A 9,644-nucleotide genomic window follows, 5' to 3' on the forward strand; every position below is an offset into this window, starting at 1 on the left:
CCACGGAGGCTGCCGACCGTGCTCGACGAATCACTGCTCGACACCCCTGAGGCCCTCTCGGAGGCCGACCGCCGCGGCCTGCTGCGCGGAGCCGCCGAAGCCGGCGCCCGCGTCCGCACCGCCGCCCGGCACGCCGCCGAGGCCGGCGTGGCGGACCTCAAACCCGACGGCCGCCCCCGCGCGGTCCTCATCGCGGGCCCCGGCGCCGCCGCCGTCTGCGTCGCCGACCTGCTCGGCACGCTCGCCGGCGCGGTCAGCCCCGTCATCCGGCTGGCCCCCACAGGCGTGGCCCCGGCCGCCGGAGCGCTGCGCTGGGAGCTGCCCGGCTGGACCGGCTCCGTGGACCTGCTCCTGATCGCCACCCCGGACGGCACCGAGCCGGGCCTGTCCCTGCTGGCGGAGCAGGCCTACCGCCGGGGCAGCACCGTCGTGGCCGTGGCCCCGGCCGACACCCCCCTCGCCGAGGCCCTCGAGGCCTCCCACGGCCTGTTCGTGCCGATGGCGACCGCCCCCTACGAAAAGGGCGACACCCCCCTCTCCGCCGCATCCGCCCCCGGCGTGCTCTGGGCGCTGCTCACCCCGCTGCTCGTCCTCCTGGACCGCATCGGCCTGCTGGCCGCCCCGGCCGACGCCCTGGAGAAGGTCGCCGACCGCCTCGACCAGATCGCCGAGCGCTGCGGACCCGCCGTCGCCACGTACAGCAACCCCGCGAAGACCCTGGCCACGGAGCTCGCCGACGCGCTCCCGGTGATCTGGACCGAGGGCACCTCGGCCGGACCGGCGGGCCGCCGCTTCGCCGCCGCCCTCGCCGAACTCGCGGGCCGCCCCGGCGTCGTCGCCGAACTCCCCGAGGCGCTCGCCGCGCACAGCGCCCTGCTAGCGGGCCGGATGGCGGCCGCCGCGGACCCGGACGACTTCTTCCGTGACCGGGTGGAGGAGGCCCCCGCGCTGCACGCGCGCGTGGTGCTGCTGCGGGACCGTCCCGGCGGCGGCCTCAGCGCCGCGTCCGCCGCCCGTGAGCTGGCCCTCAGCCACGACACACCGATCAGCGAACTGGAACCGGAGGCCGGCGGTGAGCTGGAGACCCTCGCGGAGCTGATCGCCTACACGGATTTCACCGCCGTTTACCTGTCGCTCGCTTCGGGCGTCTGATCTGGCCAGGACGCCCTGACCGTCGTACGCGGAGGAAACCCGCGTCGTACGCAGAGAGAACCGCATGGACCGCCTCGACAACACCATCCGCCCCTACGCCTGGGGTTCCACCACCGCGATCCCGCAGCTGCTCGGGGCCGAACCCACCGGGGAACCGCAGGCGGAGATGTGGATGGGCGCCCACCCGGGCGCCCCCTCGCGCACCGGCCGGGGCACGCTCGTGGACGTCATCGACGCGGACCCGGAGCGGGAGCTCGGGCACGCGTGCGTGGCCAAGTTCGGGCCCAGGCTGCCCTTCCTGCTCAAGCTCCTCGCCGCCGGCGCCCCGCTCTCCCTGCAGGTCCACCCCGACCTGACGCAGGCGAAGGAGGGATATGCCGACGAAGAGCGCCGGGGCATCCCCCTCGACGCCGGCCACCGCAACTACAAGGACGCCAACCACAAGCCCGAACTGATCTGCGCCCTCACCGAGTTCGACGGCCTGTGCGGCTTCCGTGACCCGGTCCAGGCCGCCGGTCTGCTCGACGGCCTCGGCGTCGACTCCCTCAAGCCGTACGTCGATCTGCTGCACGCCCACCCCGAGGACGCGGCCCTGCGCGAGGTGCTCACCGCGATCCTCACCGCCGACCCGGACGAGATGACCCGCACGGTCACCGACGCCACGGCCGCCTGCGTTCGCCTCGGCGGCGCCTACACGCCGTACGCCGAACTCGCCCATCACTACCCGGGCGACCCCGGCGTCATCGCCGCGATGCTCCTCAACCACGTCCGGCTGCAGCCCGGTGAGGCCCTGTTCCTCGGCGCCGGCATCCCGCACGCCTACCTCGACGGCCTCGGCGTCGAAATCATGGCCAACTCCGACAACGTCCTGCGCTGCGGACTGACCCCCAAGCACGTCGACGTCCCCGAACTCCTGCGCATCGTCCGCTTCGAGGCCGCCGACCCGGGCGTACTGCGCCCGGAGGCGTCCCCGGACGGCGAGGAGGTCTACGAGACCCCGATCGACGAGTTCCGGCTCTCCCGCTACGTCCTGCCCGAGGGCACCGCCGTCCACGACCTCACCCGCGCCACCGCGCAGATCCTGCTGTGCACGGCGGGTGCGGTCCGGGCGGGGGAGCACGAGCTGACCCCCGGTCAGTCGGTCTTCGTCCCCGCGGGCGAGAGGGCCGAGGTGAGCGGTACGGGCACGGTCTTCCGCGCCACTGTGATCGTATGACCGGCGCTGTGGAGGCATGACGCGCCGCACCCGGGCAAGGCTGCAACAATGGCGCACCGGCAAAGGACGGGCAAAGCCACAAGGGGCTCTGCCCGGGACGGCGTACGAAGGGACAACGCGAACACATGAGCGCGTCAGGCGGCACCAAGGCGATCGTGGCGGCACTTGTCGCCAACCTCGCAATCGCGGTAGCGAAGTTCGTGGCGTTCTTGTTCAGTGGCTCGTCCTCGATGCTCGCCGAGTCGGTGCACTCGCTGGCCGACTCCGGCAACCAGGGCCTGCTGCTCGTCGGCGGCAAGAAGGCCAAGCGCGAGGCGACCCCGCAACACCCCTTCGGCTACGGCCGCGAGCGGTACATCTACGCCTTCCTCGTCTCGATCATCCTCTTCTCCGTCGGTGGCATGTTCGCCCTGTACGAGGGCTACGAGAAGATCAAGCACCCGCACGAGATCACGCACTGGTACTGGCCGGTGGGCGTCCTGGTCTTCGCGATCATCGCCGAGACCTTCTCCTTCCGCACCGCCATCAAGGAGTCCAACACGCTGCGGGGCAAGAAGTCCTGGAGCGAGTTCGTCCGCCACTCCAAGGCACCCGAGCTGCCGGTCGTCCTGCTGGAGGACCTCGGCGCGCTGGTCGGCCTGATCCTGGCGCTCGCCGGTGTGAGCCTGGCCCTCGCCACCGGTGACGGCGTCTGGGACGGCATCGGCACCCTGTGCATCGGTGTGCTGCTCATCCTGATCGCGATCATCCTGGCGATCGAGACCAAGTCGCTGCTGCTCGGCGAGGCCGCGGGCATCGAGGAGGTCCAGAAGATCGAGGCCGCGGTCGTCGACGGCGACACCGTCACCCGCATCATCCACATGCGCACGCTGCACCTCGGCCCCGAGGAACTGCTCGTCGCCGCCAAGATCGCCGTCCAGCACGACGACACGGCCACCGAGATCGCCGCCGCCATCGACGCCGCCGAGTCGCGTATCCGCGCGGCCGTCCCGATCGCCCGCGTGATCTACCTGGAGCCGGACGTCTACAGCGAGGCCGAGGCGGCCCGCGGCGCCGACCGCGAGGCATCGCCCGGCGGCCCGTCCCACGAGGGCGCCGGCCACTGACGACCCGTCACGACGAAGGGGTCCGCCGAGTGGTTCGGCGGACCCCTTCGTCGTGACGGCAGGGGCGTCACAGATGCTCGGGCCACAGCACCGCCTGCTGCGCCGGCCGCCGCCGCACCACCCGGGCCCCGATCGCGAGCACGAACCCGAGCAGCGCGACCACCAGCCCGAGAAACGCGGCGGCCCCCAGCAGCAACGGCCCCGTGAAGCTGTCGATCACCCGCCCCTCGACGGCGCCGACGGGCACCGTCCCACCGTGGTCCTCGGGGAAGGCCCGCGCGTCACGCGAGTTCAGCCGGTGGTCGCCGAGCAGGAACAACCGCCCCTCGGGCACGGTCACGTCGTACGGCTGACGCAGGCCGTCCGCGATGCCGTCCCGCACATACGACTCGCGCAGCCGCTCCCCGTTGACGGTGAGCGCCTCCCGGGGCGTGTCCTGCCCGTCGCAGCATGCCACCCGGTCGCCGCCCACCCCGATGACGCGCTGCATCACCTGCACGCCGGGCCCGTACCGGTCCAGCGCCGAGAACAGCACCACATCGCCCGGCTCCACCTCGTCCCCGTCGACGCGCTCGGCGACGATCCGGTCGCCGACGGCGTACGTGGGCGTCATGCTCTCGCTGTTCACCTTGGACAGCACATACCCCGTCCGCAGCCACACCAGGGACCCGGCCACCAGCGTCAGCCCCAGCAGCCCGACCACCCAGGCCGCCACCGTGAGCCTGCGCGCCGTGCTCGCATCCATCGCCACTCCCTCCCCACGCGGAACTCCCGCGGCGGCAGAGCGTATCGACCTCCCGCGACCACGCCGGACGGCCCCACGGCCCACACGACCGCGGGCCCGCCGGATGGCAACGGGATCTCGTCGAGCACCCGTCCGACGGCTACCGGATCAGATGTTCATCGCCCGCGGCCGCCTCCGGTACGGCGATCATGAACACCAGTCTGGCCTTCGTACCGTCCAGCGAGCCTCACTCGACACCCTCCGCCGCCCGCCCTGTGCACCGGCGCGGAGCGCACCCGCTCGATCAGCCGCTCCGGGTGTGAATGCCCTCGGAAAGCCCGATGACGTCCCTCTTTGCCCTGCCTGCCCTGCCATTCACCGGTGTCCTGTTATCGCTGCTGCGCCTCCTGTCAGACCTGTCGCCGACCCCACCCGTCGCCCCCCGCAGCTACCCGCGAGGGCCGTATCTCTACGAAGGCGGGCTGGGGTGGCCGGGTCGTCCGGTGTAGCTTGGGTGGGAGCCAGACGTCGCTGCTGATGGCGGTCGGTCGGTCCCGACACGGACCGGCCGAGGGAGAGAGGGCCTCCGACGGACTGCGCTGCGCGCACGCGGGCAAGCCTGTGTCCTCTTCGGGCACCCCTGTGTCCGCCGCCGCGCAGACCAGCCCTACCCACCTCGACCCACACCCCGAGGAGCAGCTCGCAATGACGACTGTCGAGAACCGACAGGACTTCAAGGTCGCCGACCTCTCCCTGGCCGAGTTCGGCCGCAAGGAGATCACCCTCGCCGAGCACGAGATGCCCGGCCTGATGGCGATCCGCAGGGAGTACGCCGAGGCCCAGCCGCTCGCCGGCGCCCGCGTCACCGGCTCCCTGCACATGACCGTGCAGACCGCCGTCCTCATCGAGACCCTGGTCGCCCTCGGCGCCGAGGTCCGCTGGGCCTCCTGCAACATCTTCTCCACCCAGGACCACGCCGCCGCCGCCATCGCCGTCGGCCCGAACGGCACGCCCGAGAACCCGCAGGGCGTCCCGGTCTTCGCCTGGAAGGGCGAGACCCTGGAGGAGTACTGGTGGTGCACGGAGCAGGCGCTGACCTGGCCCAACACCCCCACCGGCGGCCCGAACATGATCCTCGACGACGGTGGTGACGCAACCCTCCTCGTCCACAAGGGCGTCGAGTACGAGAAGGACGGCAAGGTCCCCTCGGTCGACACCGCCGAGTCCGACGAGCACCGCGTCATCCTCGAGCTCCTGCACCGCACCATCACGGACGGCTCGCAGAAGTGGACCCAGCTGGCCTCCGAGATCCGCGGTGTCACCGAGGAGACCACGACCGGTGTCCACCGCCTGTACGAGATGCAGCGCGACGGCCACCTCCTGTTCCCGGCGATCAACGTCAATGACGCCGTCACCAAGTCGAAGTTCGACAACAAGTACGGCTGCCGTCACTCCCTGATCGACGGCATCAACCGCGCCACCGACGTCCTCATCGGCGGCAAGACCGCGGTCGTCTGCGGCTACGGCGACGTGGGCAAGGGCTGCGCGGAGTCCCTGCGCGGCCAGGGCGCCCGGGTGATCGTCACCGAGATCGACCCGATCTGCGCGCTCCAGGCGGCGATGGACGGCTACCAGGTCACGACCCTCGACGAGGTCATCGACAAGGCCGACATCTTCATCACCACGACCGGCAACAAGGACATCATCATGGCCTCGGACATGGCCAAGATGAAGCACCAGGCCATCGTCGGCAACATCGGCCACTTCGACAACGAGATCGACATGGCCGGCCTCGCCAAGATCCCCGGCATCGTCAAGGACGAGGTCAAGCCGCAGGTCCACACCTGGACCTTCCCCGACGGCAAGGTGCTCATCGTCCTGTCCGAGGGCCGCCTGCTGAACCTGGGCAACGCCACCGGCCACCCGTCGTTCGTGATGTCCAACTCCTTCGCGGACCAGACCCTGGCCCAGATCGAGCTGTTCACCAAGCAGTCGGAGTACCCGATCGGCGTGTACACCCTGCCGAAGCACCTCGACGAGAAGGTCGCCCGCCTCCACCTGGACGCGCTCGGCGTGAAGCTGACCACGCTCCGCCCCGAGCAGGCCGCGTACATCGGCGTCGAGGTCGAGGGTCCCTACAAGCCGGACCACTACCGCTACTGATCCGGACGCTCGATGGTCCGGACTCCTACTGTCCGGGCACCTACTGATCCGGACTCCCCGGTGAGCGCGTGTGCACTGACGCGCTCACCGGCAGCAGGTCCTCAGGGCAGGCCCCCGCACCCCCGTGCCGGGGGCCTGCCCGTCCGGCCCTCAGTGGCCGCAGCAGCCCGTCAAGACTCAGGACCCCCATGCCCCGCGGCCGGTATTCGCTCCACGATCCGCACGATCACACCCCCCTCGCAGAAGAACACTTCCACTGCGCGCCCGGCCCTTCCGGCTGGCGCTATGTCTCCCAGCTGACCACCCCGTCGGGCGATCACAGCGGATCCGTCGACCTCACCCTCGACGAACTCGGCCGCCCCATCCGCCTCGAACTCCACGCCGGCGGCTGGCAGGTGCGCGGTGCCGCCCTCGACGGCGTCACCTGGGTCCGTACGGACCCCACCGGGGCCGACGCCACGGAAGGCAATGTGCGCGCCCATGCCTTCACCGGCACGTCCCCCGCGTTCCTGATCGCCACCACCCGTCTGCTGAACCTCACCCCCTCCGGATCCGCCACTCGCGTACGCCTCGTCGCCTTCACGGACCCAGTGCTCGCCCCACGCACCGTCGACCAGTCCTGGGCCCTGGTGAAAAGAGAAGCACACGCCACTGACAACGCCCCTCTGACCGTCGACGAGTACCAGGTCACAGCCCTGGACACGGGGGAGCAGCACGTCGTGCACATCGCCGGGGACGTGGTCCTCGCGGCGCCCGGGATCGAGCTGGAGGAGCTTGAGTCGCCGCCGTCCTCGTTCGCCTGAAGGTTGGCCTGGACGTCCGCCTGACGATCGTTCGTGTGAGCGACCCCGCGGCGATCACGCAGGCGGCACGAAGCCGGTGCCGGGACGTTCGGCCGAGGGCTTTTCGTACGGCGCGGGCGAAGTCGGGGGCGCAGGGCTCGTGGCAGGCGGCACTTCGAAGGCGGGCTGGGCGGTGGGGGGCCCGGTGGGAGGTCCGTATGCACCCGGCTCCGGTGCAGGCTGGGGCCAGCCACCGGTGGGCGCCGGGGCCGCCGCGGGTCCACCGGCGAAGGCCCGCCGGGTTTCCCGGGCCTGCCGTTCCTGCACCACGGCGGCCAGATACGCCGCCGGCGGCACACCCGGCGGCACCTGGGTACCCGTACGAGCCGCCAGGTCAGCGGCCAGGCGCTCGGCCATCGCCAGACCGACCTGCGGATCCAGCTGCTGCATCCGCGTCAGGTACTGCCGGATGGCGAGCCAGAGCCCATCGGGCACCGCGGACAGATCCAACCCCGAGAACCGCCCGGCCAGCCACGGCGGAGGCGGCGGCACCAAGCCGCTCCGGGCCTGCGGCACCCGCTCCCGTACGACGAGGGTCCCCGCGAACACGTCCCCGAGCCGCCGCCCACGCGCCGAGACCAGCGACGCGATACAGGCGACGACCCCGAAGGTCAGCAGAATCTCGATGACGCCGATGGCGCCCCGCACCAGCGCATGCCGGAAGCGGATCGGCCCGCCGTCATCGCGCACCACACGCAGCCCGCACGCCAGCTTTCCGAGCGAGCGGCCATGGCTGAGCGTCTCGACCGCGATCGGCGCGCCCACCAGAACCAGAATGAACGACGCGATCGACACCGCGACCTGCGCCGCCTCGTCCAGGGACGCGGTGGCCGCCAGCAGACCGAGCGACACGGCGATGTAGGCAGCGACGGCCACGACCAGATCGAGCAGCACGGCTAGCGCCCTGCTGGGCAGCCTCGCAGGGCGCAACTCCAGCGCCACCGCCTCGCCCGTCACCAGCTCACTCACGCCCGACGTCCTTCCCCTGACCTGCCCCCGGAACGGCCAGTCTGCCAAGCTGAGGGCACATCGCGCCCCAGTACGACAAGCTGACATCCACGAAGAGCCGCCGACGACCAGCCGAGGAGCAGGCACGCAGATGGACCTCGACGTCTTCGTCACCGCGCACCGGGCCGAGTGGGACCGCCTCGACACCCTGCTCCAGCGCCAGCGCCGCCTGACCGGCGCGGAGGCGGACGAACTCGTCGCTCTCTACCAACGCACGGCCACCCACCTCTCCCTGATCCAGTCCAGCGCCCCGGACCCGCAGCTGACCGGACGGCTCAGCCAACTGGTGGCACGCGCGCGTAGCGCCGTGACAGGAACCCGACGCGCCTCCTGGCGCGACGCGACCCGCTTCCTCACGCACGGCTTTCCCGCCGCCGTCTACAAAGCACGCCACTGGTGGGTGCCCACCGCACTCCTGTCGACTCTCGTCGCCGCTCTCCTGGGCTGGTGGATCGGCACGACCCCCGAAGTGCAATCGTCCATCGCGGCGCCGAGCGAACTGCGTGAGCTCACCCGCCCCGGCGGCCAGTACGAGACGTACTACTCCAGCCACCCAGCGGCCTCCTTCGCGGCGCAGGTCTGGACGAACAACGCCCAGGCCGCCGCACTCTGCCTCGTCCTGGGCGTCTTCCTGGGCCTGCCCGTCCTCTGGATCCTCTTCCAGAACATGCTCAACCTCGGCGTCGGAATCGGCCTGATGTCATCGGCGGGCCGTCTCGACACGTTCCTCGGCCTGGTCCTGCCCCACGGCCTGCTCGAACTCACGGCGGTCTTCGTCGCCGCCGGCACAGGACTGCGCCTCGGCTGGACCGTCATCGACCCCGGCCCGCGCACCCGACGCACAGCCCTCGCCGCAGAAGGCCGAGCCGCTGTGGGCATGGCGATAGGCCTCGCCCTGGTCCTCTTCATCTCCGGCGCCATCGAAGGCTTCGTCACCCCGTCCGGCCTGCCCACCTGGGCCCGGATCACCATCGGAGTCGTCGCCGAGCTGGCTTTCCTCGCCTACGTCTACGTCGTCGGCGGCCGTGCGGCGCGGGCCGGCGAGACGGGCGACGTCGAGGAAGCCGAGCGCGGCGCCACTGTGCCTACGGCTGCCTGATGTGCAGACACACCTGATGAGCTGCTAGTCTCCTCTTCGCCCCGAGAGAGCCGTTGACGCGGATGGATCGGGGAGGTAGATTCGAACAGTTGCCTGGACTGGACGCGCTCCGGTCGGCGACAGCGAGTATCTAGCTGCTTCTTGAAGTATCGATCAAATCGATTACTGAGAAGCCCCTCCCGATGAATCGGAAATGGGTAGCCGGTCAGACCGGTCCGGAACTTCTGATAAAGTCGGAACCGCCGGAAAGGGAAACGCGAAAGCGGAAACCTGGAAAGCACCGAGGAAATCGGATCGGAAAAGGATCTGATAGAGTCGGAAACGCAAGACCGAA

The 9,644-nt window shown here is 70.8% G+C and carries 8 protein-coding genes and 1 pseudogene; 6 read left to right on the plus strand and 3 right to left on the minus strand.

Going from position 1 to position 9,644, the window contains the following annotated elements; genetic code table 11:
• Positions 1 to 18 precede the first annotated feature (18 nt).
• The 3 genes from ACWD11_RS30540 to ACWD11_RS30550 all read left to right on the plus strand — a co-directional run bounded on the left by ACWD11_RS30540 (position 19) and on the right by ACWD11_RS30550 (position 3,474).
• On the plus strand, positions 19 to 1,152 hold the full coding sequence (locus tag ACWD11_RS30540) for an SIS domain-containing protein (protein WP_451286843.1): 1,134 nt from the start codon (positions 19 to 21) through the stop codon (positions 1,150 to 1,152).
• 64 nt (positions 1,153 to 1,216) lie between these two features.
• Positions 1,217 to 2,368: a mannose-6-phosphate isomerase, class I gene (gene manA / locus ACWD11_RS30545; protein WP_389418416.1), complete on the plus strand. Its 1,152-nt coding sequence runs from the start codon at positions 1,217 to 1,219 to the stop codon at positions 2,366 to 2,368.
• Positions 2,369 to 2,493: 125 nt separating this feature from the next.
• Positions 2,494 to 3,474, plus strand: coding sequence for a cation diffusion facilitator family transporter (locus ACWD11_RS30550; protein WP_389418417.1), 981 nt, complete (start codon positions 2,494 to 2,496; stop codon positions 3,472 to 3,474).
• A gap of 67 nt (positions 3,475 to 3,541) precedes the next feature.
• On the opposite strand, the gene lepB is transcribed toward ACWD11_RS30550, so the two are convergent.
• Both lepB and ACWD11_RS30560 read right to left on the minus strand, forming a co-directional pair.
• Positions 3,542 to 4,219 (minus strand): signal peptidase I, encoded by a 678-nt coding sequence (lepB, locus tag ACWD11_RS30555; protein ID WP_451286845.1) that lies wholly within the window; start codon positions 4,217 to 4,219, stop codon positions 3,542 to 3,544.
• Between the two features lie 148 nt (positions 4,220 to 4,367).
• Positions 4,368 to 4,469: pseudogene (locus ACWD11_RS30560) on the minus strand (PTS sugar transporter subunit IIA); the annotation flags it as partial.
• A 434-nt stretch (positions 4,470 to 4,903) separates the two neighbouring features.
• On the opposite strand from ACWD11_RS30560, the gene ahcY reads away from it, so the two are divergent.
• Both ahcY and ACWD11_RS30570 read left to right on the plus strand, forming a co-directional pair.
• Positions 4,904 to 6,361, plus strand: a complete 1,458-nt coding sequence (ahcY, locus tag ACWD11_RS30565) for an adenosylhomocysteinase (RefSeq protein WP_389418419.1) — start codon at positions 4,904 to 4,906, stop codon at positions 6,359 to 6,361.
• Positions 6,362 to 6,549: 188 nt separating this feature from the next.
• Positions 6,550 to 7,164, plus strand: a complete 615-nt coding sequence (locus ACWD11_RS30570; protein ID WP_451286847.1) for a hypothetical protein — start codon at positions 6,550 to 6,552, stop codon at positions 7,162 to 7,164.
• A gap of 54 nt (positions 7,165 to 7,218) precedes the next feature.
• Here the strand turns inward: ACWD11_RS30570 and ACWD11_RS30575 are convergent, their stop codons facing one another.
• Positions 7,219 to 8,172, minus strand: coding sequence for an RDD family protein (locus tag ACWD11_RS30575; RefSeq protein WP_451286849.1), 954 nt, complete (start codon positions 8,170 to 8,172; stop codon positions 7,219 to 7,221).
• Between the two features lie 130 nt (positions 8,173 to 8,302).
• On the opposite strand from ACWD11_RS30575, the gene ACWD11_RS30580 reads away from it, so the two are divergent.
• Positions 8,303 to 9,310, plus strand: a complete 1,008-nt coding sequence (locus ACWD11_RS30580; protein WP_389418422.1) for a stage II sporulation protein M — start codon at positions 8,303 to 8,305, stop codon at positions 9,308 to 9,310.
• Positions 9,311 to 9,644: the final 334 nt, after the last annotated feature.

The organism is Streptomyces sp. NPDC002776, assembly GCF_053592195.1.

Coding starts and splice junctions, on each gene's coding strand:
- manA (WP_389418416.1), top strand. CDS start 1,217: ATGGACCGCCTCGACAACACCATCCGCCCCTACGCCTGGGGTTCCACC.
- ACWD11_RS30580 (WP_389418422.1), top strand. CDS start 8,303: ATGGACCTCGACGTCTTCGTCACCGCGCACCGGGCCGAGTGGGACCGC.
- ahcY (WP_389418419.1), top strand. CDS start 4,904: ATGACGACTGTCGAGAACCGACAGGACTTCAAGGTCGCCGACCTCTCC.
- ACWD11_RS30550 (WP_389418417.1), top strand. CDS start 2,494: ATGAGCGCGTCAGGCGGCACCAAGGCGATCGTGGCGGCACTTGTCGCC.
- lepB (WP_451286845.1), bottom strand. CDS start 4,219: ATGGATGCGAGCACGGCGCGCAGGCTCACGGTGGCGGCCTGGGTGGTC.
- ACWD11_RS30570 (WP_451286847.1), top strand. CDS start 6,550: ATGCCCCGCGGCCGGTATTCGCTCCACGATCCGCACGATCACACCCCC.